Source organism: Micromonospora sp. BL4, assembly GCF_003667505.1.
Classification (GTDB): Bacteria; Actinomycetota; Actinomycetes; order Mycobacteriales; family Micromonosporaceae; genus Micromonospora.
On sequence record NZ_RCVJ01000077.1, the window covers coordinates 1 to 23921 of the forward strand.

21 protein-coding genes are annotated in these 23921 nt (G+C 71.5%); 10 read left to right on the forward strand and 11 right to left on the reverse strand.

What is annotated here, in order from left to right:
* Positions 1–747 (forward strand): uroporphyrinogen-III C-methyltransferase (cobA, locus tag EAD89_RS06145; RefSeq protein WP_121675067.1); only part of this gene is annotated, 747 nt, incomplete at its 5' end.
* Between the two features lie 183 nt (positions 748–930).
* Here cobA and otsB read toward each other — a convergent pair.
* Together otsB and EAD89_RS06155 are read right to left on the reverse strand one after the other, a co-directional pair.
* Complete coding sequence (otsB, locus tag EAD89_RS06150) at positions 931–3492, reverse strand: trehalose-phosphatase (RefSeq protein ID WP_121656099.1); 2562 nt, start codon at positions 3490–3492, stop codon at positions 931–933.
* A gap of 41 nt (positions 3493–3533) precedes the next feature.
* Positions 3534–4934 carry a trehalose-6-phosphate synthase gene (locus EAD89_RS06155; protein ID WP_074313851.1) on the reverse strand — a complete coding sequence of 467 codons (1401 nt, stop codon included), beginning with the start codon at positions 4932–4934 and terminating at the stop codon, positions 3534–3536.
* A gap of 318 nt (positions 4935–5252) precedes the next feature.
* On the opposite strand from EAD89_RS06155, the gene ettA reads away from it, so the two are divergent.
* From ettA to EAD89_RS06175, 4 genes are all read left to right on the forward strand, one after another.
* Positions 5253–6929 carry an energy-dependent translational throttle protein EttA gene (gene ettA / locus EAD89_RS06160; RefSeq protein ID WP_121656100.1) on the forward strand — a complete coding sequence of 559 codons (1677 nt, stop codon included), beginning with the start codon at positions 5253–5255 and terminating at the stop codon, positions 6927–6929.
* Between the two features lie 12 nt (positions 6930–6941).
* Positions 6942–7388, forward strand: a complete 447-nt coding sequence (locus EAD89_RS06165; protein WP_121675044.1) for a thioesterase family protein — start codon at positions 6942–6944, stop codon at positions 7386–7388.
* Positions 7385–8122 (forward strand): hypothetical protein, encoded by a 738-nt coding sequence (locus EAD89_RS06170; RefSeq protein ID WP_121675045.1) that lies wholly within the window; start codon positions 7385–7387, stop codon positions 8120–8122. The genes EAD89_RS06165 and EAD89_RS06170 overlap by 4 nt, the downstream gene beginning before the upstream one ends.
* 131 nt (positions 8123–8253) lie before the next feature.
* Positions 8254–8838 (forward strand): YbjN domain-containing protein, encoded by a 585-nt coding sequence (locus EAD89_RS06175; protein WP_121652960.1) that lies wholly within the window; start codon positions 8254–8256, stop codon positions 8836–8838.
* Positions 8839–8871: 33 nt separating this feature from the next.
* On the opposite strand, the gene EAD89_RS06180 is transcribed toward EAD89_RS06175, so the two are convergent.
* The 6 genes from EAD89_RS06180 to EAD89_RS06205 form a co-directional block, all read right to left on the reverse strand.
* A complete protein-coding gene (locus EAD89_RS06180) occupies positions 8872–9300 on the reverse strand; it encodes a globin (RefSeq protein WP_121652961.1) in 429 nt (142 codons plus the stop codon).
* A gap of 96 nt (positions 9301–9396) precedes the next feature.
* The gene (locus EAD89_RS06185) at positions 9397–10785 is read right to left on the reverse strand and encodes an MFS transporter (protein ID WP_121675046.1); all 1389 of its coding nucleotides are present in this window, start codon (positions 10783–10785) and stop codon (positions 9397–9399) included.
* Positions 10786–11019: 234 nt separating this feature from the next.
* Entirely contained in the window at positions 11020–12030 is a 1011-nt protein-coding gene (locus tag EAD89_RS06190) for a mechanosensitive ion channel family protein (RefSeq protein ID WP_233578230.1), read from the reverse strand.
* Between the two features lie 86 nt (positions 12031–12116).
* On the reverse strand, positions 12117–13304 hold the full coding sequence (locus EAD89_RS06195; RefSeq protein ID WP_121652964.1) for an MFS transporter: 1188 nt from the start codon (positions 13302–13304) through the stop codon (positions 12117–12119).
* Positions 13304–14734 (reverse strand): hypothetical protein, encoded by a 1431-nt coding sequence (locus tag EAD89_RS06200; protein ID WP_147458765.1) that lies wholly within the window; start codon positions 14732–14734, stop codon positions 13304–13306. The genes EAD89_RS06195 and EAD89_RS06200 overlap by 1 nt, the downstream gene beginning before the upstream one ends.
* Positions 14731–15810, reverse strand: coding sequence for an ABC transporter substrate-binding protein (locus tag EAD89_RS06205; RefSeq protein ID WP_158610718.1), 1080 nt, complete (start codon positions 15808–15810; stop codon positions 14731–14733). The genes EAD89_RS06200 and EAD89_RS06205 overlap by 4 nt, the downstream gene beginning before the upstream one ends.
* A gap of 339 nt (positions 15811–16149) precedes the next feature.
* On the opposite strand from EAD89_RS06205, the gene EAD89_RS06210 reads away from it, so the two are divergent.
* Positions 16150–16686, forward strand: coding sequence for an HNH endonuclease (locus EAD89_RS06210; protein WP_074313833.1), 537 nt, complete (start codon positions 16150–16152; stop codon positions 16684–16686).
* A 14-nt stretch (positions 16687–16700) separates the two neighbouring features.
* On the opposite strand, the gene EAD89_RS06215 is transcribed toward EAD89_RS06210, so the two are convergent.
* The 3 genes from EAD89_RS06215 to EAD89_RS06225 form a co-directional block, all read right to left on the reverse strand.
* Entirely contained in the window at positions 16701–17474 is a 774-nt protein-coding gene (locus tag EAD89_RS06215) for a class F sortase (RefSeq protein WP_233578232.1), read from the reverse strand.
* 75 nt (positions 17475–17549) lie between these two features.
* On the reverse strand, positions 17550–18023 hold the full coding sequence (locus EAD89_RS06220; RefSeq protein WP_121675068.1) for a hypothetical protein: 474 nt from the start codon (positions 18021–18023) through the stop codon (positions 17550–17552).
* Positions 18024–18173: 150 nt separating this feature from the next.
* Positions 18174–18638 carry an Lrp/AsnC family transcriptional regulator gene (locus tag EAD89_RS06225; protein ID WP_121652968.1) on the reverse strand — a complete coding sequence of 155 codons (465 nt, stop codon included), beginning with the start codon at positions 18636–18638 and terminating at the stop codon, positions 18174–18176.
* Positions 18639–18785: 147 nt separating this feature from the next.
* On the opposite strand from EAD89_RS06225, the gene EAD89_RS06230 reads away from it, so the two are divergent.
* The 4 genes from EAD89_RS06230 to EAD89_RS06245 all read left to right on the forward strand — a co-directional run bounded on the left by EAD89_RS06230 (position 18786) and on the right by EAD89_RS06245 (position 23918).
* Complete coding sequence (locus EAD89_RS06230; RefSeq protein WP_121675050.1) at positions 18786–19688, forward strand: tryptophan 2,3-dioxygenase; 903 nt, start codon at positions 18786–18788, stop codon at positions 19686–19688.
* A gap of 104 nt (positions 19689–19792) precedes the next feature.
* The gene (kynU, locus tag EAD89_RS06235) at positions 19793–21079 is read left to right on the forward strand and encodes a kynureninase (protein WP_121675069.1); all 1287 of its coding nucleotides are present in this window, start codon (positions 19793–19795) and stop codon (positions 21077–21079) included.
* Positions 21076–22413: an NAD(P)/FAD-dependent oxidoreductase gene (locus EAD89_RS06240; protein WP_121675051.1), complete on the forward strand. Its 1338-nt coding sequence runs from the start codon at positions 21076–21078 to the stop codon at positions 22411–22413. The genes kynU and EAD89_RS06240 overlap by 4 nt, the downstream gene beginning before the upstream one ends.
* A 23-nt stretch (positions 22414–22436) precedes the next feature.
* Positions 22437–23918, forward strand: a complete 1482-nt coding sequence (locus EAD89_RS06245) for a 2-hydroxymuconic semialdehyde dehydrogenase (RefSeq protein ID WP_121675070.1) — start codon at positions 22437–22439, stop codon at positions 23916–23918.
* The last annotated feature ends 3 nt before the right edge of the window (positions 23919–23921 follow it).

Below are 23921 nucleotides of genomic sequence, written 5' to 3' on the forward strand. Positions count from 1 at the left end.
ACCCGGTCCCGCCCCCACCAGCGCGGGCGGGTGGCGCTGGTGGGGGCGGGACCGGGTGACCCGGAGCTGATCACGGTGAAGGGCTGGCGGCTGCTCACCGAGGCGGACGTGGTGGTCGCCGACCGGCTGGTGCCCGGGCTGCTCCTGGACGAGCTACGCCCCGACGTCGAGTTGGTGGACGCCTCGAAGATCCCCTACGGCCCGTCCCGTGCGCAGGAGGAGATCAACCGGATCCTGGTGGATCGGGCCCGGTCCGGCGCTCTGGTGGTTCGGCTCAAGGGCGGTGACCCGTACGTCTTCGGCCGGGGCGGCGAGGAGCTTTTGGCGTGCGCGGCGGCCGGTGTGCCGGTGACCGTCGTCCCCGGGGTGACCAGCTCGATCGCCGCGCCGGCCGCGGCCGGAATCCCGGTCACCCACCGCGCGGTGGCGCACGAGTTCACCGTGGTCTCCGGGCACGTCGCCCCCGACTCGCCGGTCTCGCTGGTGCGCTGGGACGCGCTCGCCGGCCTGCGCGGCACGCTGGTGATCCTGATGGGGCTGAAGAACCTCGCCGCGATCACGGCCACCCTGATCGCGCACGGGCGCTCGCCGCAGACACCGGCTGCCGTGGTGCAGGAGGGCACGACGGGCGCCCAGCGGACGCTGCGGTCCACCCTCGGCGCGGTGGCCGCCGACGTGCTCGCGGCCGACGTGCGCCCGCCCGCCGTCGTGGTGGTGGGCGACGTGGTGGGCGCCCTCGACGGCTGAGGAACTGGGCGCACTCCTGCCGATTCGCGGAGTTGAGAGTTGACCGACTCGAGTGATCGTTGGCAGTTCAGGAGGGCATTTGCCGCCGTGTCGAGTCGCTGACCTGCCAACGATCACTGAGAAACGCAAGATGGCGGGACCGGAGCGCACGCGCTCCGGCCCCTTCGACGTACCAGCGATCGACTACTGCTTGAGCATGTTGTCCAGCAGCAGGGCGCACCGGATCAGGCCGAGGTGGCTGTACGCCTGCGGGTGGTTGCCCAGCCCGCGCTCGGCGAGCGGGTCGTACTGCTCGGGGAGCAGCCCGGTCGGGCCGGCGGTGAGCACCATCTGCGCGAACAGCTCCTCGGCGTCGGTGCGGCGGCCGGTGCGCAGGTACGCCTCGATCAGCCACGCCGTGCAGATGTGGAAGCCGCCCTCGCGGCCGGGCAGGCCGTCGTCCCAGTGGTACCGGTAGACGACCGGGCCGCTGCGCAGGTCCGCCTCGATCCGCAGCACCGTGGACAGGAAGCGCGGGTCGTCGCCCGGAAGCAGGCCGGAGAGGCCGATCCAGAGCGACGAGGCGTCCATGTCCTCGTCGCCGTACGCGACGCTGTACGCCTCGACGTCCTCGTGCCAGCCGTGCTCCAGCACGTTGTCGGCGATCCGGTCGCGCAGCTCCTTCCAGTCGGCCCGGTCCTCGCCGCCGTGCTGGCGCATCACGTGCAGCGCCCGGTCGACGGTCATCCAGCACATCACCTTGGAGAAGACGTGGTGCCGGGGTGGGAGCCGGGCTTCCCAGATGCCGTGGTCGGGCTCGTGCCAGCGGCGGCGGACCGCCTCGACCATGTTGTCCAGGACCCGCCACTCGTCGTCGCGGACCGAGCCGCGAGCGTCGGCGACGGCCGCGATCAGGTCGGCGATCGGGCCGAAGACGTCCAGCTGGAGCTGGTGGTTGGCGAGGTTGCCGACCCGGACCGGACGGGAGCCGGCGTACCCGGGCAGGGTGTCGATGACCGCCTCGGCGCCGAGCTCGTAGCCGTCGATGGTGTAGAGCGGGTGCAGCCGCTCCGGGTGCCCGCCGGTGCGCTCGATACAGCCGTCCACCCAGCGCAGCAGCGCCTCGGCCTCCTCGATGGAACCGAGGTCGACCAGGGCGCGGGCGGTCAGCGCCGCGTCGCGGAGCCAGCAGTAGCGGTAGTCCCAGTTGCGGACGCCGCCCAGCTCCTCCGGGAGCGAGGTGGTCGCCGCGGCCAGGATCGAACCGGTGGCCTCGTGGCACAAGCCGCGCAGGGTGAGCGCGCTGCGGGCGACCAGGTCGCGGGCGGTGGACGGCAGCCGCAGCGAGGCGACCCAGTCCTTCCACGGCTGCTCGGCCGCGGCCTGCCGGTCGTGGATCGGCACCCGGTGGTGCTCCAGGCTGTGCGTGCCGAAGCGCAACTCCAGCACGACCTGCCCGCCGGCGGCGGAGAGGTCGACGACCGCCTTGGCGGTCTCGTAGCCCCCGTCGTTGCTGACCTGCCACTCCACCCCGGGGGAGTAGAGCGCGAACGGTTCGTTGGAGCCGAGCACCAGCAGGCCGTCGCCGAGCGGCTGCAACTGCACGGCGACCTGACCGAACTCGGGCCGCGGCGCGAACTCCAGCCGGACGCGGCCGCTGCCGGTGAGCACCCGGACGAGGGTCGAGTCGCCGGTCACCACCGCCGGGCCGTCCGGGGTGGTCTCCCGGGCCGGCTTGTCCAGCCAGTCGGTGACGGTGAGCCCGGACCACCGGGTCTCCACCGTCATGGTGCCGGAGCGGTAGCGCTGGCCCAGGGGGATGCCGCCGCGCTCCGGGACGATGCTGAAGTGGCCGGCCGGGCTGCCACCGACCAGGTCGGCGAAGATCGCCGCCGAGTCCGGCTTGGGGTGGCACAGCCAGCTGACCTTGGCGTCGGGCGTGAGCAGCGCGACGGTGCGGCCGTTGGCGAGCATGGAGTGCCGCTCGATCGGCACCGCCCGCTCGCCGAACAGCCAGTGGCGGCGGGTCTCCAGCAGCAGCCCGAGCGCGCGGGCCGCCTCCAACGGCTCGGCCACCCGGTAGCCGGCCTGGGTGTCCCCGGGACCGATCTTGATGCCGAGGTCCGGACCGTGCAGGTTGCCGAACGCGTTCTCGTCGGTCACGTCGTCGCCGATGAAGAGCACCGCGCTGGCCGCGAGCTGGGTGCGCAACTGGTCGACGGCGGTGCCCTTGTGGGTGGCCACCACGGAGAGCTCGATGACCTCCTTGCCCTGGGTGACCGTCACGTCGTCGAACCTGGCCGGACCGTTGCGGACCGCCTCGATGGCCGCCGCGGCGACCTGCGGGTCGACCCCCCGGGTGTGCACCGCGACGCTGGCCGGCTTGCGTTCCAGCCGGATGCCCGGGTGTTCGGCGGCGATCTCGCGCAGCGCGTCCCGGACCCGGTTACGGACCGCGACCAGCTCGGGGGAGAGCCGCTCGACGAAGCCGATGTCGAACTCGGAGCCGTGGCTGCCGACGAGGTGCACCTCGCTGGGCAGCCGGGAGAGCGCGGCCAGGTCGCGCAGCGCCCGGCCGGAGACCACCGCCACGGTGGTCTGCGGCAGCGCGGCGAGCGCGCGGATCGCGGCCACCGACTCGGGCAGCGGTACGGCCGTGCTCGGGTCCTCCACGATCGGCGCCAGTGTGCCGTCGTAGTCGCAGGCGATCAGAAGCTGGGGGACCCGGGCGATCCGGCCGATGGCGGCGCGCAGCTCGGGGTCCATCACCTCGGTGGAGATCACCGCTCCGTCGTTGACGGACGTGTTCACGCGGCCTCCGCCTCGGAGACTCCAAGCTCGGAGAGGAAAGACTTGGCCCAGTGCCCCACGTCGTGGGTACGCAGGTGGCGTTGCATTGTCCGCATTCGGCGGCGTGCCTCGGTTTTCTCCACGTGCACGGCCCGGAGGAGGGCGTCCTTGACCGCGTCCGGGTCGTGCGGGTTACACAAAAAGGCCTGGCGCAGCTCGGTGGCAGCGCCGGCGAATTCACTGAGCACGAGCGCGCCACCCTGGTCGGCGCGCGATGCGACGTACTCCTTGGCCACCAGATTCATTCCGTCTCGCAGCGGGGTCACCATCATCACGTCGGCAGCAACGTACATCGCGGCCAGTTCACTGCGACTGTACGACTGATGCAGATAGTGCACCGCCGGCACGCCGACCCTGCCGAATTCGCCATTGATCCGACCAACCTCGCGCTCCACCTTGACCCGAAGCGCCTGGTAGTGCTCGACGCGTTCCCGGCTCGGCGTGGCCACCTGCACCATGACCGCGTCCGGGACTGTCAACTTTCCGTCAGCCAGCAGCTCGCGGAAGGCCTTCAGGCGCAACTCGATGCCCTTGGTGTAATCCAGCCGGTCCACGCCCAGGATTATCGTCTTCGGGTCGCCCAGCTCGGCGCGAATCTGCTTGGCCCGGGCCTGCACCGCCGGGTCGGCGGCCATCCGTTCCATCTCCTGGGTGTCGATCGAGATGGGGAAGGCGCCCGCCTTCACCTGCCGACCGTCGACCTGGATCATCTGCCCCTCGTAGCGGAGCCCCAGCAGGTGCCGGGCCAGCCGGACGAAGTTCTGCGCCGCCAGCCGCTGCTGGAAGCCGACCAGGTCGGCGCCGAGCAGGCCGCGCAGGATCTCGGTGCGGAACGGCATCTGCATGAACAGCTCGATCGGCGGGAACGGGATGTGCAGGAAGAAGCCGATCCGCAGGTCCGGCCGCAGCTCGCGGAGCATCGCCGGGACGAGCTGGAGCTGGTAGTCCTGCACCCACACCGTCGCGCCCTCGGCCGCGACGTCCGCCGCGGCCTCCGCGAAGCGCGCGTTGACCAGGCGGTACGCCTCGCGCCAACGGCGCTTGTAGGCCGGCGTCTCCACCGCGTCGTGATAGAGCGGCCAGATCGTCGCGTTGGACTGGCCCTCGTAGTAGCGCTCCAACTCCTCGGCGCTCAACGGGACCGGGTGCAGCCTGATGCCCTCCAGGTCGAACGGCTCGGGGGCGGCGCCGGTGCCGCCGGCCCAGCCGACCCAGGTGCCCTGGTGCTCGGCGAGGACGGGATGCAGCGCGGTGACCAGCCCGCCCGGGCTGCGTCGCCACTGCCGTCCCTCGGGTGTGCTCACCTCGTCGACCGGCAGGCGGTTCGCCACTACGACAAAGGAGCTACGGACGGTCACGATCGGCCACCTCCGGGTGCTGACGGGTCCACCGCGATGAGCGTACTGAGCGTAGCTGCGGCCTCTGTTCCCCCGTGCCGGAGTTCCGTACCCACCCCGCAGGGGCTGAATCGGAACCGTGATCTTGTTGACAGGGTGGTGCGGTGAGCGGCACGACGTACTCCTGGGGCGGGGTGATGTGGGCGAAGCGGGCCGTACCTGTCAGGATTGACGATGGCGTGCGCGCGGCCGGCTCCCGGTCGGCGGCGGCGGGCGGAGGTCGCAGCCCGCGCCGCGCCGCCCATCATGCGACAGCAACCGACGGAGGTAGCCCGCACCGTGGCCCAGTACATCTACGTCCTGGAAAAGGCGCGCAAGGCGCACGGCGACAAGGTCGTGCTCGACAACGTGACGTTGAGCTTCCTGCCGGGGGCCAAGATCGGTGTGCTCGGCCCGAACGGCGCCGGTAAGTCCAGCCTCCTCAAGATCATGGCAGGCTTGGACAAGCCGAGCAACGGCGAGGCCCGGCTCATGCCCGGCTACACCGTCGGGATGCTCGCGCAGGAGCCCCCGCTCAACGACGCCAAGACCGTGCTCGGCAACGTCGAGGAGGCGGTCGCCGAGACCAAGGCCAAGCTGGAGCGGTTCAACAAGATCGCCGAGCAGATGGCGACCGACTACTCCGACGAGCTGATGGAGGAGATGGGCAAGCTCCAGGAGGAGCTGGACCACCTCGACGCCTGGGACGTCGACTCCAAGCTCGAACTGGCCATGGACGCCCTGCGCTGCCCGCCGCCGGACGCCGACGTGACCCAGCTCTCCGGTGGTGAGCGCCGCCGCGTCGCGCTCTGCAAGCTGCTGCTGGAGGCGCCCGACCTGCTGCTGCTCGACGAGCCCACGAACCACCTGGACGCGGAGAGCGTCTCCTGGCTGGAGCAGCACCTGGCCAAGTACGCCGGCACCGTCATGGCGATCACGCACGACCGGTACTTCCTCGACAACGTGGCCAACTGGATCCTGGAGCTGGACCGCGGTCGCACCTACCCGTACGAGGGCAACTACTCCACGTACCTGGAGAAGAAGGCCGCCCGGCTGGCCGTCGAGGGTCGCCGCGACGCCAAGATGAAGAAGCGCCTCACCGAGGAGCTGGAGTGGGTCCGCTCCAACGCCAAGGCCCGGCAGACCAAGTCCAAGGCACGCCTGGACCGGTACGACGAGATGGCCACCGAGGCGGAGAAGACCCGGAAACTCGACTTCGAGGAGATCCAGATCCCGCCGGGCCCGCGCCTGGGCAGCACGGTCATCGAGGCGCACAGTCTCAGCAAGGGCTTCGGCGACCGGCTGCTGATCGACAACCTGTCGTTCTCGCTGCCCCGCAACGGCATCGTCGGCATCATCGGCCCGAACGGTGTCGGCAAGACCACGCTCTTCAAGACCATCGTCGGGTTGGAGGAGCCGACCAGCGGCGACGTCCGGGTCGGTCCCACCGTCTCGCTGTCGTACGTCGACCAGAACCGGCAGGGCCTCGACGGCGACAAGACCGTCTGGGAGGTCGTCTCCGACGGGCTGGACTACCTGATGGTCGGCAAGGTCGAGATGCCGTCGCGGGCGTACATCGCCGCATTCGGTTTCAAGGGACCGGACCAGCAGAAGCCGACCAAGGTGCTCTCCGGTGGTGAGCGCAACCGGCTCAACCTGGCGCTGACGCTCAAGATCGGCGGCAACGTCATCCTGCTCGACGAGCCGACGAACGACCTGGACGTGGAGACGCTCTCCAGCCTGGAGAACGCGCTGCTGGAGTTCCCCGGCTGCGCCGTGGTCATCTCCCACGACCGGATGTTCCTGGACCGGGTCGCCACGCACATCCTGGCCTGGGAGGGCGACGACCAGAACCCGGCGAACTGGTTCTGGTTCGAGGGCAACTTCGAGGCGTACGAGAAGAACAAGATCGACCGCCTCGGCGCGGAGGCCGCCCGGCCGCACCGGGTGACCTACCGCAAGCTGACCCGCGACTGACCGGCCGCGACGGTGTCTGACCGGTTCGTCTATCACTGCACACTGCGCTGGTCCGACCTGGACGCGTACGGCCACGTCAACAACTCGCGCTTCCTCACCCTGTACGAGGAGGCGCGGGTGGCGTTGATGTTCGCCGGTGGCCGGGCCTGGGGGGTCGGCTCGTTCGCCGACGGGGTGGTGATCCGTCGGCACGAGGTCGACTACCTGCGCCCGGTCGACTACGCGCTGGGTCGGGCCACCGCGGAGGCCGCGCCCACCGTCCGGATCGAGCTGTGGGTGGAGGAAATCCGGGCCTCCCGGTTCACCGTCGCCTACGAGCTGTACGACGGTGAGGTGCTGGCCAGCCGGGCCCGCTCGGTGCTGGTGCCGTTCGACCTGACCCGCCAGGTGCCCCGCCGGATCACGGCCGAGGAGCGCGAGTTCCTGCTCACCTACGCCCCGCAGGTTGGCACGGCGTGACGCGGCCGGGCACGGCGGGACCGGAACACGAGGCGGCGCCCGGGCACGGCCTCACCGGGGTGGCCGACGCGGGCGCCTTCCTGGCCCGGCTGGTCCGGCTGGATCCGGTCGCGCCGGTCCGGCTGCGGCCGGCCGGCGCCGCCGGTCGGGTCGCCCTCTGGGCGCGGCTGCCGTGGCAGGTGCTGGTGGTCCGGACGGTGGACGGTGGTCCGGGCGACGGCGCGTCCACGGACGTCACGGTGGCGGCTCCGGAGCTGCTGGCCGAGCTGGAACGCGGGGGCTCGGCTCTGCCGGCACGCCGGGACGCGCAGTGGCGGTGGCCGCTGCCACCGGCGCGCAGCCGGCCGGTGGAGGCGCTGCCCGCCGCCGAGCTGCGGCGGATCGCGGGCGCGGCGGCCGGCACCCTGCGGTCCGCGAGCGAGCACGGCGTGGCCGGCCGCGCGGTCGGCCAGCGGGCGCTCCGCGACGCGCTGCTCGACCACGTGGCCGTGCTGGTCACGCCGGACGACCCGCCCGGCCCGCCGGTCGAGGTGCCGCAGCGACTGGTGCAGGGGCTGATCCGGATGGGCTTCCTGGGCCCCGCTGACGGCCCGGCGGGCGCTCCTGCGGAGGCCGCCGTCCAGGTGCGGGTGGCCGGCCGTTGGGTCGGCCTGGTGGGACCATACGGAGCGGCCTGGTTGCAGAAGGCCACGGATCTCGCCGTGACGCCCCTGGCGACTCGTCCGAACGGATGACCCCTGGTCATTCTTCTGGGCCCAGGCGGTCGTTGGGGGGGTGCTTCAACCCGGCTGTCCGGGTACCGTCCATCCTCGGATCCAACGCACCGTAGGCGGCTGGATCCGCTGGGGAGTGAGGTGCGCGAGCGATGCCGTGGTGGTCATGGCGCCCGGGTCCCGCCGAGGGCGGCGAGCCGGAAACCCGAAGCGGGGTCACAGTGGAGAGCGCGGTCCGTGTCGGACCGCCCAGCCCTCGCCAGCCGGGGGACGACTGCCCGGGCAACGAGCGGCCCGTGCTGACCGAGATGCCGGCCACCGTCGAGCCGGTGAGCCTGCGCCGGGTGTGTGACGCACTCGATCTGCTCGACGTGCGATACCTGGCCGACGGCGACGGCAACCTGCTGGCCATGTGGGAGCGGCACGCCGTGCTGGTCACCCTCGAGGGGCCGGAGGACGAGATCCTGGTGATGCGGGCCCGTCCGCACGCCACGGTGCCGCCGGACTGGGCCGACCGGGCCTACCGGGTGGTCAACGAGTGGAACCACACCCGTCGGTTCTGCAAGGCGTACATCGGTGACCCGACCGAGCGCGGGCAGCTGCCGATCTACGCCGAGCTTCAGGTGCCGCTCGCTGCCGGCACCCACGACGCGCTGCTGGTGGAGATGCTCGACTGCGGCGCCGCCGTGGCCACCAGCTTCGTGGACTGGCTGCACGACGAGGGCGCGCTGCTCTGAGGCCGCCGCCGGGCGGGTGCCGGTGCGGGCCCGTCAGGCGCCGTCGGCCGCGTCCTCCATGGCGTTGACCATGAAGTACGCGGCCCGCTCCAGGTAGTCCCAGAGAGCGCCGGCGACCTGCGGCTCCAGGTCGAGCCGGTCCACGGCGCGGCGCATGTGCCGCAGCCAGGCGTCCCGCTCGGCCAGACCGATGCGGAACGGGGCGTGCCGCATCCGCAGCCGTGGGTGCCCCCGCTGGGCGGAGTACGTGTTCGGGCCGCCCCAGTACTGCATCAGGAACAGGGTCAGCCGGTCCGCCGCCGGGCCCAGGTCCTCCTCCGGGTACATGGGCCGCAGCAGGGGATCGGTGGCGACGCCGGCGTAGAACTCGTCCACCAGCTTGCGGAAGGTGGGTTCACCGCCGACCGCCTCGAAGAGGGTTGTCGACGCACCGGGACGGTCGGATTCGCCTGCGGGGTTCACCGTTCCATCCTGCCAGGTGTGGCCGGGGCCAGCCCGACCCGGACGCCGTGCGTCGGGTCACGCCGGCCCGCTCCTGTCGGCGCGGCAGGGGCCGGCTCAGGTGACCGCGTGCCGGCGGCGGCCGTCACCGGTGCGCGGCTCGGGGCCCGCCGCCGTGCCGTCGGCGGTCGGGCCGTCCAGGCTCGGCTCGCTGCCCGGTGACTCGGCGTTGGCGGCGGTCGCCGCCGCGATCGCCCGGTCCACCGTCTGCTTCTCCGGCCAGCGCAGCGCGGCCACCGTCATCAGCAGCACCCCGGCCGCGCTCCACACGCCGACCACCAGCGGGATGTCGAACCGCTCGGCGAGCAACCCGGTGACCAGCACCGCCACACCCTGGATGACCTGCACACCGGTGGCCATCACGCCGAACGCGCGGGCCCGGAAGGCGGCGGGCAGCGCCTGGACGAACAGCCCGTTGGCCATCGGCATCATGCCGGCGACCGCGAAGCCACAGAGCGCCGCGAGCAGCGCCACCACCAGCGGCGGCGGGTCGAACAGCGCCGGCACGAGCACCAGTGGGGCGAACACGGCCAGCGGCCGCATCAGTGCCAGCCGACGGGCCGGGCCGAACAGTCGGCTCACCAGCAACCCGCCGAGGATGAAACCGACCGGATTGGCCACCATGATCACCGCCTGTGCCACGCCGGCGTCCAGGTCGCCGCCGGCATCCTTGTTGGCCCAGGCCGCCGCCAGCCCCTCCGGAACGATCGAGAAGAGCATCGCGCTGAACACCAGCACCGCGATGGCCCGCAGCACCGGTGTGCCGAAGACGATCTGGAATCCCTGAGCGGTCTCGCGGAGCAGGTGGCTACGGTGCGCGGTGGTCATCAGTGGGGCCCGGTCGCGAACGCCCAGGCGGACGATCAGCGCCGAGATGGCGAAGGTCAACGCGTTGATCAGCAGCGCGAGGGCCGGGTCGATCGCGGCGACCGCGGCGCCGATCAGGTAGCCGACGACCTGGGCGGCCTGTCCGACGCTGCTGTTCAGCGACAATCCGAGCACCAGCCGGTCGCCGGCGAGGATCTGCGGTACCAGTGCGGACTTCGCCGCCTGGCTCGGCGGGTTGGCCAGCGTGGCGGCGAAGATCAGCATCAGCACTGCCGGGACCGGCAGGTTCGGGATGGCGATGAGCAGCATCAGCGCCATCCGGATCACGTCACACGTCACCATCACCCGCCGGTACGGGTACCGCTCGGCGAGCGCGGCGAGCAGAGGGCCACCGAGCAGCCAGGGCAGGTAGCTGACCGCGAAGGCGGCGGCGGAGAGCGCGACGGACTCGGTCTGTTGATAGACGAGCAGGGTGACGGCGGCCTTCGCGACGTAGTCACCGACCCAGGAGAGGGCGCCGGCCGTGAAGACGGCCCGGAACTCGCGTTGGTCGAACACCTCGCGGAAAGTGGCTGGGCCTTCCACGGAAGGTCGCTCGTCGGGCACCGTCGCCTCCATCGGCCCCCGGGGTGACCGCTCGTGGCAGCCCGGCCGGGAACACTCGTCAGATCTACGGATCAGCGAGGATGTGATCACGCTCCGGCGGGAACGCGTGCTCCGGATTCTGCCCGATCGTCTGACAACTAGCTAGCGCGAACGGATCGTTCGTCGCATCCCCGACTGAACGAACGGACGATACCTGAGGGGCCGGGTGGCCCGCGACCCCTGGATTCGCGGACAGTGCCCGCCGGGTCAGGTCGCGCCGCCCTGACCAGTCTCGCCGTCGGCCAGCGGCCGGACCGGTAGACCGGGATAAATGCGCGAGGAGGCGATCTGTGCGGTGATCCCCGAGTTCTCCAGCGCCTCCGCCAGCCGTCGGCGCAGCTCCCGTCCGACCGCGAACTGCCCGTCGGCGGTCGTCTTCACCACGGTCCGGATCACCGCGCCGTCCACCGTCATCTGTTCGACGCCCAGCACCTCCGGCGCCTCCACGATCTCCGGCGACAGCTCCGGGTCCACCGCCACCGACGCGGCGGCGGTCCGCAGCACGGCGGTCGCCTCCTCGGTGCCGCTGAAGCCGATCGGAAGGTCCACCACGACCAGGGCCCACCCCTGGCTCTTGTTGCCCACCCGGATGATCTCGCCGTTGCGGATGTACCAGAGGACACCGCGGCCGTCGCGCACGGTGGTGACCCGCAGCCCGACCGACTCGACCACGCCGGTCGCCTCGCCCAGGTCGACGGTGTCACCCACGCCGTACTGGTCCTCGATCAGCATGAACAACCCGGCGATCAGGTCCTTGACGAGGCTCTGCGCGCCGAAGCCCAGCGCGACGCCGGCGATCCCGGCGCTGGCCAGCAGCGGAGCCAGGTCGAAGCTGAACTCGCGCAGGATCATCAGCAGCGCGATGCCGAAGACGAACGCGGTGGTCAGACTGCGCAGCACCGAACCGATCGCCTCGGCCCGCTGTCGACGCCGCTCCGGCACGAACTCGGTGGGATCGGCCGCGGCGGTGGGCACCCGTTCGCGCAGTGGCCGCAGCATCGTCGGCACCGCACCGTCGGTGGTGGTCCGGACCAGCCGGTCGATCGTCCGGTGCAACGCCCAGCGGGCGAACATCGCCAGCGCCACGATCAGCAGCACCCGCAGCGGCTTGAGCAGGATCCAGTAGCTGCCCTCGGCGAACCAGGCCGAGTGGGTCATCCGGTACAGGAATTCGCAGGAGGAACTGCCCTGGCAGTTCACCGACGGTGCGGTGGACAGGGCAAGGGGCGTCACGCTGGCGGCACTCACCCTGTCTTCGTACCGCAAGGGGTCGGCAGGCCCGCCGCCGACCCACCGGCTGCCGCTCAGCGGTCGGGTGACGGGCGGGCAACGAGCCGGATCCGGCGGATCCCCGGCACTGCCAGACTGATCAGCAGCACGCCCATGCCGGCCCAGATCCCGAACGCGAAGGACGTGGAGTGCCGCTCGGCCAGCATCCCGAGACCGGGGCGGGCCACGGCGATACCGACGCCACCGACACAGGCGATAACCCCGAATACCGTGGCGCGTACCGCTCGTGGGGTGACCTCGTTGGTGAAGACCTCCAGCACGGTCAGGCCGAGGGTGTATCCGAATCCCATCATCGGCAGGAAGAGGAACGGGCCGAGCCGGTCCACCTGGTTGGTCGCCACCAGCGCGGCAAGGATGAGGAGGAACGCGGCGCTCAGCGCCTTCGCGCGGTGCGGCGTGCGGACGTATCCGGCGACCAGCCCACCGAGCGCCGAGGCGGCCGCGAACACCCCGTACATCCAGCCGGTGACCTGCGCGGACAGGCCCAGATGCAGCGCGAGTGGCTGGAAGAGGATGCGGGCACTCCAGCCGAACAGCAGCAGCAGCGCCCCCAACTGAACGGCCTGGCGTACCCGGGGGTCGGCTGCCGCGCCCCGGATGTCCGCCAGCACCGAGGCGAGCGTGGCGACCACCCGTGAGCCGGCGATCTCCGGCAGCGTGTACGCGAGCAGCAACGCGACCGCGGCCAGTGCGGCGGTGACGGCGAACGGGAGCCGGTGGTCCACGTCGTACAGGTAGCCCGCGGCCAGCAACGAGACGAGCACGGAAATGTTGCCGGCCGCCCGTACCAGCCCGAACGCCCTGGCCGGGTTGATGTCGAGAGCGTCCTGGGCGCACAGCTCGTACAGGTAGGTGCTGGCGGCGCCGGACGACAGCGCCCACAGCACACCCCAGAGCACCCACGCTCCGAACAGCACCTGCACCGAGCGGATCTGCGTGATGACGGTGAAGGTCAGCACCGTCGTACCGGCCAACGTCAGATAGGTGAGCCGCCGCCCGATCCGGTCGGCGACCAGCCCCACCGGGAACTCGCAGATCACCGAGACGATCCGGAACGCTCCGTCGGCGAGCACCGCCGTTGTCAGCGGGAAGCCCAGGTCGAGCAGGTAGATCAGCCAGATGGGAAACCAGAACTGCACTTCGAGCAGGAACTGGGTGATCGCCAGCGTCCGGATCGGGCGACTGCGCAGGGCTGTTCGCATCAGGTCCGGTCGCGACGGAAGAACAAATACATGATCACCAGCAGCAGCGACACCATGCCGGACGTGATCAGAATGGCGTCCGCCGGCTGCCCGGCGATCCACCCCATGATGGACGAGCGTCCCAGGTCGTAGACCGCCATTCCGGGGTCGCTGGTCATCGAGCGCCCGAACTCGGTCACCGCGAGCGCCGTGCCCAGGATCGACGTCACACCGATACCCAGCAGGATGAGGTCGGTGAACATCGCCGAACGAGTCGTGCGCCGTGCGGCCAGTTCGGCCAGGCGTCGGTCGCAGACCTCGATCTTGAAACGGACCGGCTGCGCCAGGAGGCTCTCGTAGTCCCAGAACTCGAGGATGGCGTCCATCTCCGCCCGTACCGCGCGCTTGAGGTACTTCGACAGGTCCTGCCGCTCCATGATGATCAGCTCGGCGCGCTGGCTCAGCCCCAGCAGGTTCCCCTTGAGCTGCTCCAGTTCCCAGCGGGAACCCGCCGCCGCCGAATCCGCGAGGATCTTCGACAGTCGGCTGTCGATCCGGTCGAGCGCGCCGTAGAACACCTGCGCGTAGCGCAGGGCGTCCCACTGGTCGCGGAACGGGTCACCGGGCAGCATCCGGCCGCCCACCCCGGTGCGGTCCAGGAAGAGGTAGTTCAGCCAGCGGACCAGGTGTTCCAGGTCGCCGTCGAGCAGCCGGTCCGCCGGGCTACGGACGTCGTCGGCGATCACCACGTCTTTGATCCAGTGTCGCGTCACCGCATCGGCTCCCGGCTCGGCCGGGTCGAGTATGAGGCTGCGGGTGACCCAGAGCGGTTCGCCGAACTCCGCCGTCAACGGGTCGTCTTCAGGGGTGGCAGGGACCAGGATCCGGTCGTCCCGGTCGGCCGTGCGCAGCAGACGCAGCAGCGGGTCCAGGTACTGCGCGACGACCTCCCGCGCCACCCGCTCACCCATCGCCACCGCTCGGGCCTGGAGTTCGTCGAGCCGGTTCGCCAGGCCATCGGTGTGCTCGCCGGGCCGTGGATCAACGTCCGTCAGTATCTCCAGCAACATCAGGCCGTGGTCGTAGAGCCGAAAGCTGATCTCGATGACCCCGGCCTGCGGGTCGCTGGTGACGCCGCTGAACTCACCTGGCAGGTGCTCGGGGTACAGCGCGCCGGTGAGGACGTGCATCGTGCGCTCGATGGCATGATCATCGATGGTGCGGTAGAGGTTCAAGGAACGTGTGGCCCGCGTGTGCTCCAGCACGACGGACGGGGGACGCCAGGGTTGACCCGCCACCGGGCCCGGGGCCAGGGCCCTGAGCAGCTCGTCCACCGCCGGCTGCTGTTCGGCCCAGAACCGCGCGTACCCGTGCGGATCGCGTAGCGACGCACCCGGCACGGCGTAGTAGTCCACCGTCACCGGGGCCAGGATCCGTAACTGGATCATCATGCCCCCGGATCGAGCAGCAGGGCTCGGGCATCGACGTGCAGCACCCGGCCCTGCGCGGGACCGTTGGTGATCTTCACCTTGACGAGGACCTGGGCCGGCGGCGGGCCTGCGGTTTCGACGAACGCCTCGGGCCAGGCCAGCACCTGCGCCCTGGTGCCCTTCGGGGCGAGCAGAACCCGCTTGCCTCCCTGGTCGAGGAGTTCCACCAGGCCTGACGCGGCGACCGGCGTCAGGGTCACCTCGCGGGACGCGGACGGTTCGAGTTCGGCGACGATGTCCTCGTACTCCTGGCTCTGACGCATCTTCGTGAGCATCGCGTTGAGCTTCGCCATCACCGAGGCGGCCTCGTCGGTGTCCGCCATCATGAAGTGCAGGCCCTGCACCGAATGCACCAGCGGGCTGTCGCCCTGGAGGTGACCGAAGTCCCCGGCGTCACCGGCGAAGGACGGGTCGGCGAGCACCGCCTGCCCGGAGAGCAGCCCTTCGGCGAGCAGGTCGATCCGGCCGTCGGCGAGCGCCCGGAAGCCCTCCAGGGTCGATCCGAACTCCACGAATTCGGGAACGGCGGACTCCAGTTCGTCCCAGTAGTCGTACCCGGCTATCCCGCCCACCCGTAACGCACCGAGGTCGCCGGCGGACGAGATCTTCGGCTCGCCGCTGCGGCGGTTGTAGAACAGCACGTACTCGAAGTCGATGAGCGGGTCGGACAGGAGGAACTTGTTACGCCGTGGCTCGCTGCCCACCAGCGGGAACGCCCCGATGGAGGCACCGGAGGAGACCTTCTCCTCGGCCAGGGCCCAGGACGTGTACCTGACCTCGGGGGAGTATCCCGACCGGCTGAGCAACTCGACGACCAACTGCGTCACCGGCCCGCCGTCGGGCAGATCGGGACCCACGAACGGCGCCCACGCGCCGCTGGAGACCAGCACGGCCCGGGACGGTGCGGTGGGGGAGTTGCGGAGTCCGACGGCCACGATCCCCGTGGCCGCGACCACCGCCCCCAACAGGACCAGCGCCGGCGCCCAGCTCCGAAGCGGCTTCAGCCGGACGGACAGTCGGCGTGAGTTCGGGGTCACGACCGGCGATCCTATCGGGACCGATCAACTCGGCCGTCGACGAGCGTTATGCCTCAGAGGCATGTTTACGCCTCACAGGTATCGCGCTCACAACACCGACCGGCCCCCATATCGGTGGGGCTGGCGCCGCCCATCGCAGACCGAACGGGCCGCGATTCCACCGGTGGGGGTGATCCGCTTACCAGAAGCAAGATTAGTACGTGCAATCCGGGGTCCGATCAGGGACTATTGGCGCAACGGACGTCGGTGATCGGACCGGCGTCGACCGTGTGGGTCGTCGTGCCCCAACTCCGGTCGGCGGCGGCGCCCAGCAGCCGCTGAACCGGGAGGGTGAGCGCGATGCCTGACATACGACCCACGGTGGGCTCTGGCGCGTTGGTCCTCAACGCCACCTACGAGCCGCTGTGTGTCGTGTCGGTGCGTCGAGCCGCCATTCTCGTCCTCTCCGCCAAGGCGGTCTGCGTGGCCGACGGTGACGGCATTCTGCACAGCGCCCGGGACGCGCTCCCGGTGCCGTCGGTCGTCCGGTTGACCCGCTTCGTCCGGGTCCCCTACCGCACTCACGTCGGGCTGTCCCGCCGAGCGATCTTCGCCCGGGACGGGTGGCGGTGCGCCTACTGCCGAGGCCCGGCGGAGACCATCGACCACGTCTTTCCGCGCAGCCGGGGCGGCCGGCACGCATGGGAGAACGTGGTCGCCGCGTGCGCGCGGTGCAACCACACCAAAGGTGACAAGACCCCGGCGGAGCTGGGCTGGCGGCTGCACGCCCTGCCGGCCGCGCCGAAAGGCACCGCCTGGCGGGTGCTCGGGCACCGCGCTCCCGACCCGCGCTGGGCCGACTGGCTCGACCTGCGTGAGCCCGAAGCCGCCGCCTGACCGAGGCCCCGGCCTCAACCGGAACGAGCCTTGACCAGCGAAGCGAACACCACCACGTTGTCCGAGTAGCCGGTCTCGCCCCCGACCCAGCGACCGCCGCACGTGATCAGCCGCAGGCTCGGACGGCTGAAGTCGCCGTACACCTCGTCGACCGGCAGCCTCCCCTTGTCGAAGCGCTCCACCGAATCGACCTCGAAGACGGCCACGCTGCCGTCGGAGCGGGTGACCTCGACCTGATCGCCGGACCGCAACTCCCGGAGTTGGTGGAAGACCGCGGGTCCGGTGGTGGTGTCCACGTGCCCGACGATCACCGCGGGGCCGTACTGGCCGGGTGTGGGGCCCTGGTCGTACCAGCCGGCCTCCTGGGCGCGGGCCGTGTCCGGGACGGCGATGGTGCCGTCCGGGGCGATGCCCACGTTGTGCACGGGCGCCTGCAGATCGAGCGTGCGGATGGCGAGACCCGTCGGGCGGCTGGCCGGCAGTACCGGAAACTTCTTCGGCGGCGGCCGCAGGCCGGCGCTGAGCCGGTCGGGCAGCATGCTGATTCCGGTCACCTGCTCAACGCCGAGCATCGCCACGATCAGCACCATGAGCGCGGCGACGGCCAGCATCGGCACTCCCGGACCGGTGCCCAGCCGCCGCCGGGCCAGCGGCGACCCGGCCGGGCGGCGTGGTGGCAGCGGACGGGCGGCCGGATCGGTGGTGGCGACGCTGGCCGTTCCCGCGTGCCCCGCGACCCTGCGGAGCCGGCCGGAGGCGCGGGCCAACAGCCGGCCGGAGGCGCGCAGCGTCGCCCTCGCCCGGAAGCGGGCACCACGGTCCGGCCGCGCACGCGCGGTTCTGCGGCTCATGGCTGATCCGGCTCAGGAGCCGGCCCCGGTCCGGCGCCGACCCCCGGCCATGCCGAGTGCGACCGCGGTGGCCACCAGCGCGACCCCGCCGAGCACCAGCAGCGATCCGGTGCCGCGACCGCCGGCCGTGCCGCCGCCCCCGGTCGCCGGTCCCTTGCTGGGTGAGGCCATGTTCAGCACGGTCAGCATGGTCGAGGCCGTCTGGCCGTTCTGGCAGCGCAGGTCGACCGGGTAGTCGCCGGGCTGCTTGTTGCCCGGGACGGTGACCTCGCCGGTCAGGAAGCCCTTGTCCGGTCTGAGCATCACGTGCCCGAACGCGTCGGAGTGCACGTTGGCCTGCTCGTTGTTGTTGTTGTCGCAGCTCGCCCGGATATTGACCCGCTCGCCGGCCTGGACGCTGTTCGGTGTCACCTCGATGAAGGTGTTCTCACCAGCGCGTGCCGGCGTGACCGACATCAGGACGAATGCCCCGATCAGCCCGACCAGTGTCAGGGCTGCCGAGAACGCGCGGTTGATCGTGCGAAGACCCTGCATGATTTCCCCCTCCCGGCGACGACCGCCGGAACCCTCCCCTGGGCACCGCGCTGAATTCCCGCTGGCCCGGGGGCAAACCCGCAGGCGAGCAGGGCGCAGGGGTCAGCGGCGGCGGGAGGTGGTGCCGTCGGACGGGAGCGGGGTGATCGGCTGCCAGTCCAGGGGAGAGGACAGGACCATCGTGCTCGACGGCTGACCGTACGGGGCGAGTCGGTCGATGACCGCCTCGAACTCGCCGATCGAACCGGCCGCCACCTTGAGCATGCTGCACGCGTCCCCGGTGATCCGGTGGATCTCCAGGATCTCCGGCCAGCCGGCCACGGCCGGGTCGTGCAGGATGCATCGCGCGCCGTAGCAGGACATCCGGATGAGGGCGACCACGGTGCGGCCGGCCCGGGTCAGGTCGACGTGGGCGTGGTAGCCGGTGATCACCCCAGCCTCCTCCAGCCGGCGGACCCGCTCGGCGACCGCTGGTGGGGACAGGTGCACCCGCCGGGACAGCTCGCTGAAGGAGAGCCGGGCGTCGGCCTGCAACTCGCGCACCAGCGCCCAGTCCATGTCGTCCACGCTCAGACCTTACTTTCGTGAACCGAATTCGCCTAGCTGCCTTCGTTTCGGTAGCTGCGCAGGGCGAGAGCCGTTGATCCGGCATTCCATCCGCCGATCTGACCGCGGGATCATGACGTCGTCCAGTCCGGGGGAGGGAGACGAACGGTGGATCAGACGGAGCGGCGGGCGCCGAACCGTGTCGCCACGGTGCGACCGGTGACCCCGCGACAGCGGGCCGCCCGCGCCGCACGAAACGGCGGAGAGCCGACGTTGGAGTTCGCCGAGCTGGTGCCGTACGACGCGTACGTGCAGGCGAGCGCCCTGCACCAGTTGCAGCGCCCGCTCAGCGCCGACCCGGGCGAGATGTCCTTCCTGGTGGTCAGCCAGATCATGGAGCTGTACTTCGGCCTGACCTGCCACGAGCTGCGGGAGACCCAGCGACTGCTGCGCGCCGACCGGGTCTGGGACGCGTTGGCCCCGTTGCGCCGCGCCACGCTGCACCTGGAAGGGCTGAACGCCGCCTGGCAGGGCCTGCGTTGGATGACACCGGCCGACTTCAACCGGTTCCGCAACCTGCTGGGCGAGGGCTCCGGCTTCCAGTCGGCCATGTACCGGCAGCTGGAGTTCCTGCTCGGGCTGCGCGACCCGGCGCTGATCCGGCCGTTCCGCCGGCAGACCGAGGTGTACGCCGAGCTCAGCGCCGCCCTGGCCAGCCCGAGCCTCTGGGACGACGTGCTCGCGCTGCTCGCCCGGCGCGGCTTCGACCTCCCCGCCGAGCTGCTCGACCGGGACGTGGCGGTCGAGCACGAGCCGCAGCCGTCGGTCGAGGCGGCCTGGGTACGCATCTACTCCGACGCCGGCCCGGACAACCACCTGCGGCTGCTCGGCGAGGCGTTGAGCGGTGTCGCCGAGGAGTTCGGCGACTGGCGGTGGAACCACGTCAAGGCGGTGCAGCGGACAATGGGCGCCAAGGTCGGCAGCGGCGGATCCGCCGGACTGGCGTGGTTGCAGCGCAGCATGTCCCGGGTGGTCTTCCCGGAGCTGTGGTCGGCCCGTACCGCGATGTGACCGGAGAGCGAGACACCCCTGTGCACACCCCAGAAACCGAGCCACTGGCCTCCGCCGCCGGCGAAGCGGAGCCACTGGGCTCCGCCGCCGGCGAAGCGGAGCCACTGGGCTCCGCCGCCGGCGAAGCGGAGGCGCACCGCCTCGACGAGGCCGACCCGGGCCACCGCCACCTGTTCCACGTGCCGCCGGCGGACGGCGGCAGCCACCCCGAGTCGGCGTACCTCGCCGGTAACTCGCTCGGCCTGCAACCCCGGGCCACCCGCGACGAACTCCTCGCCGACCTGGACGCCTGGCAGCGGCTCGGCGTCGAGGGGCACCTGGAGGCGGAGCGGGCCTGGCTGCCGTACCACGAGCTGTTGACGGCGCCGGCGGCCCGACTGGTCGGCGCCCGACCCGCGGAGGCCGTGGTGATGAACTCGCTCACCGTCAACCTGCACCTGTTGATGGTCAGCTTCTACCGCCCGGCCGGCGCCCGCACCCGCATCGTCATCGAGGACGCCGCGTTTCCCTCGGACAGCTACGCGGTGCGCAGCCAGGCCCGGTTCCACGGCCTGGACCCGGACGACACCGTGGTCCGGCTGCGCCCGCGCCCCGGCGAGGACGCCCTGCGCACCGAGGACGTGACCGGATACCTGGCCGCCGAGGGCGACCGGGTGGCGCTGGTGCTGCTCGGCGGGGTCAACTACCTGACCGGCGAGCTGTTGGACATCCCGGCGATCACGGCCGCCGGCCGGGCGGCCGGCGCGGTGGTCGGGTGGGACCTGGCGCACGCGGTCGGCAACGTGCCGCTGGCCCTGCACGACTGGGACGTCGACTTCGCGGCCTGGTGCTCCTACAAGTACCTGAACTCGGGGCCGGGTGCGCTGGCCGGCGTCTTCGTGCACGAGCGGCACCTCGGCGACCCCGACCTGCCCCGCTTCGAGGGTTGGTGGAGCACCGCGGCGGCCACCCGGTTCGAGATGACCCCGGTGTCCCGGCCACCAGCCACTGTGGAGGCCTGGCAGATCTCCAACCCGCCCATCTTCGCGATGGGCCCGGTACGCACCTCGCTGGAGCTGTTCGACGCCGTCGGCATGCCGGCGTTGCGCGCGCGCAGCCTGCGGCTCACCGGCTGGCTGGAGCGCCTGCTCGACGAGGTCACCGCCGACCGGCCGCTGCGCGTCATCACCCCGCGCGACCCGGCCCGGCGGGGTGCCCAGCTCTCGGTGCGGATCGGCTCCGGCAGCGCCGCCGAGCTGACCAAGCGCCTGCGGCACGAACACGGCGTGATCGCGGACGCCCGGGAGCCGGACGTCGTCCGGTTCGCCCCGGTGCCGCTCTACTCCACGTACCACGACTGTTGGCGGGCCGCCGCCGCGCTCGCCGCGACGGTCGGCCAGGTGTCCTCATGACCTCCCGGCGCGACGAGATCGCGATCATCGGCGCCGGGCTGGCCGGTTGCCTGGCCGCCTGCTTCCTGGCCCGGCGCGGCTACCCGGTGGCGCTCTACGAGCGCCGGCCGGACCCGCGTGCGGGCACGGCGGAGCGGGGTCGCTCCATCAACCTGGCGCTCTCCGAGCGCGGGCTGGACGCGCTGCGCCGGATCGGCCTCGCCGAGCAGGTGATGACCGACGCGCTGCCGATGCGCGGCCGGATGATCCACCCGGTCGAGGGGGAGCCGCAGTTCCAGTCGTACAGCGCGGCCGGTGACCGGGCGATCAACTCGATCAGCCGGGGCGCGCTGAACAACGCCCTGCTGGACGCTGCGGCCGCGCTGCCCGGCGTGCGGATCGTCTTCGACCACCGGCTGGTCGGGCTCGACCCGACCGACGGTGGCCTGACCTTCGACACCCCGCAGGGCCCGGTCACCGCCAAGGCGTCGGTGGTGCTGGGCGCCGACGGCGCGGGCTCCGCGGTACGCGGGCAACTGCTGGCACACGGGCTGCTGAGCGAGAGCGTGGATTTCCTCGACTACGGCTACAAGGAGCTGACCCTGCCGCCGCTGGGCGGGGATTTCGCGTTGGACCCGGACGCGCTGCACATCTGGCCGCGCGGCACCTCGATGATGATCGCGCTGCCCAACCCGGACCGCTCGTTCACCTGCACGCTGTTCTGGCCCAACGAGGGCGCCGGCAGCTTCGCCTCGCTGGACAGCCCGGCGGCCGTCGAACGGCACTTCGCCCAGCACTACCCGGACGTGATTCCGCTGGCGCCGCACCTGGTGGACGACTACCAGCACAACCCGGTGGGCGTGCTCGGCACGGTCCGCTGCACACCCTGGCAGGTGAACGGCACCGTCGGCCTGCTCGGCGACGCGGCGCACGCCATCGTGCCGTTCTACGGCCAGGGCGCCAACTGCGCCTTCGAGGACGTGGTGGAGCTGGACCGCTGTCTCGACGAGTGCGCCGACGAGTGGGCCACGGCGCTGCCACTGTTCCAGCGACGGCGGCAGGAGAACGCCGAGGCCATCGCGAAGATGGCGTTGACCAACTTCGTGGAGATGCGGGACAAGGTCGCCTCCCCGGTCTTCCAGCTCGGCCGCCGGGTGGAGCACGCACTGGAACGGGCGCTGCCCGGCCGGTACGTTTCCCAGTACGAACTGGTGTCCTTCTCCACCACCCCGTACGCCGAGGTCCGCCGCCGGGTCCGCCGGCAGCACCGGGCGCTCGGCGTGCTCGCCGGTGGCGCCGCGCTGCTGCTGGTCGGCGCGATCGGCGCAGCGCTCAGCCGAGGGAGGCGCGCATGACCGGCAACTGGGATCTGCGGCTGATGGCCGGCCGGGCGCCGGCCGGGCCGCCACGGCTGCGCAACTTCGTCGCCGGCGAGTTCGTCGACGGTGGGCCGACGTTCACCAAGGTCAGCCCGGTCACCGGTGAGCCGGTGTTCGAGGTGGCCGAGGCGTCGAGGTCCACGGTGGACGACGCGGTCGCCGCCGCCCGGGCGGCGCTGCGCGGGCCGTGGGGCCGGATGGGCGAGCGGGAACGCGCCGAGGTGCTGCGCCGGGTCGCCGACGAGCTGGAACGCCGCTTCGACGACCTGGTCACCGCCGAGGTCGCCGACACCGGCAAGTCCATCGCGCAGGCCCGCACGCTGGACATCCCCCGGGGCGCGGCCAACTTCCGGGCGTTCGCGGAGATCGTGGCGACCGCGCCGACCGAGTCGTTCACCACGGTCACCCCGACCGGCGGCCGGGCGCTCAACTACGCGGTCCGCAAGCCGGTCGGCGTGGTCGCGGTGATCGTGCCGTGGAACCTGCCGCTGCTGCTGCTCACCTGGAAGGTGGCCCCCGCGCTGGCCTGCGGCAACGCCGTGATCGTGAAGCCCAGCGAGGAGACGCCGGCCTCGGCGACGGTGCTCGCCGAGGTGATGGCCGCCGCCGGCGTGCCGGACGGCGTGTTCAACCTGGTGCACGGGTTCGGGCCCGACTCGGCCGGCGAGTTCCTCACCCGGCACCCCGGGGTGGACGCGATCACCTTCACCGGCGAGTCGGCGACCGGTGGCGCGATCATGCGGGCCGCCGCCGACGGGGTGAAGGCGGTGAGCTTCGAGCTGGGCGGCAAGAACGCCGGGCTGGTCTTCGCCGACGCCGACCTGGACGCCGCGGTGGCCGGCTCGGTGCGTTCCAGCTTCACCAACGGCGGGCAGGTCTGCCTCTGCACCGAGCGCATCTACGTCCAGCGTCCGATCTTCGAGGAGTTCACCGCCCGGCTGGCGAAGCGGGCCGGCGAGCTGGCGTACGGCTGGCCGACCGACGAGGCCACCGCCACCATGCCGCTGATCTCCCACCAGCACCGGGCCAAGGTGCTCGGCCACTACGAGCTGGCCCGCGCCGAGGGCGCCGAGGTGCTCACCGGCGGCGGCACGCCCACCTTCGGCGACGCCCGTGACGGCGGGTCGTACGTGCAGCCGACGGTGCTCACCGGGCTCGGCGCGGACGCCCGCACCAACCGTGAGGAGATCTTCGGCCCGGTGGTGCACGTCGCGCCGTTCGACACCGAGGACGAGGCGTACGCCCTCGCCAACGGCACCGAGTACGGCCTGGCGGCGACGGTGTGGACCCGGGACGTGGGCCGGGCGCACCAGGCGGGTCTCCGGCTGGACGCGGGCATCGTCTGGGTCAACACCTGGTTCCTGCGCGACCTGCGCACCCCGTTCGGCGGGGTGAAGGCGTCCGGCATCGGCCGCGAGGGTGGCGTGCACTCGTTGAACTTCTACTCCGAACTCACCAACGTCTGCGTGGACCTGTCGTGAGCC

Bases quoted from the DNA above. Each gene is read 5' to 3' on its own strand.
- EAD89_RS06195 (WP_121652964.1), bottom strand. From the start codon at position 13,304: ATGCGAACAGCCCTGCGCAGTCGCCCGATCCGGACGCTGGCGATCACC.
- EAD89_RS06185 (WP_121675046.1), bottom strand. From the start codon at position 10,785: ATGGAGGCGACGGTGCCCGACGAGCGACCTTCCGTGGAAGGCCCAGCC.
- EAD89_RS06200 (WP_147458765.1), bottom strand. From the start codon at position 14,734: ATGATGATCCAGTTACGGATCCTGGCCCCGGTGACGGTGGACTACTAC.
- EAD89_RS06245 (WP_121675070.1), top strand. From the start codon at position 22,437: ATGGCCGGCCGGGCGCCGGCCGGGCCGCCACGGCTGCGCAACTTCGTC.
- EAD89_RS06175 (WP_121652960.1), top strand. From the start codon at position 8,254: ATGCCGTGGTGGTCATGGCGCCCGGGTCCCGCCGAGGGCGGCGAGCCG.
- EAD89_RS06240 (WP_121675051.1), top strand. From the start codon at position 21,076: ATGACCTCCCGGCGCGACGAGATCGCGATCATCGGCGCCGGGCTGGCC.
- EAD89_RS06210 (WP_074313833.1), top strand. From the start codon at position 16,150: ATGCCTGACATACGACCCACGGTGGGCTCTGGCGCGTTGGTCCTCAAC.
- otsB (WP_121656099.1), bottom strand. From the start codon at position 3,492: ATGGACCCCGAGCTGCGCGCCGCCATCGGCCGGATCGCCCGGGTCCCC.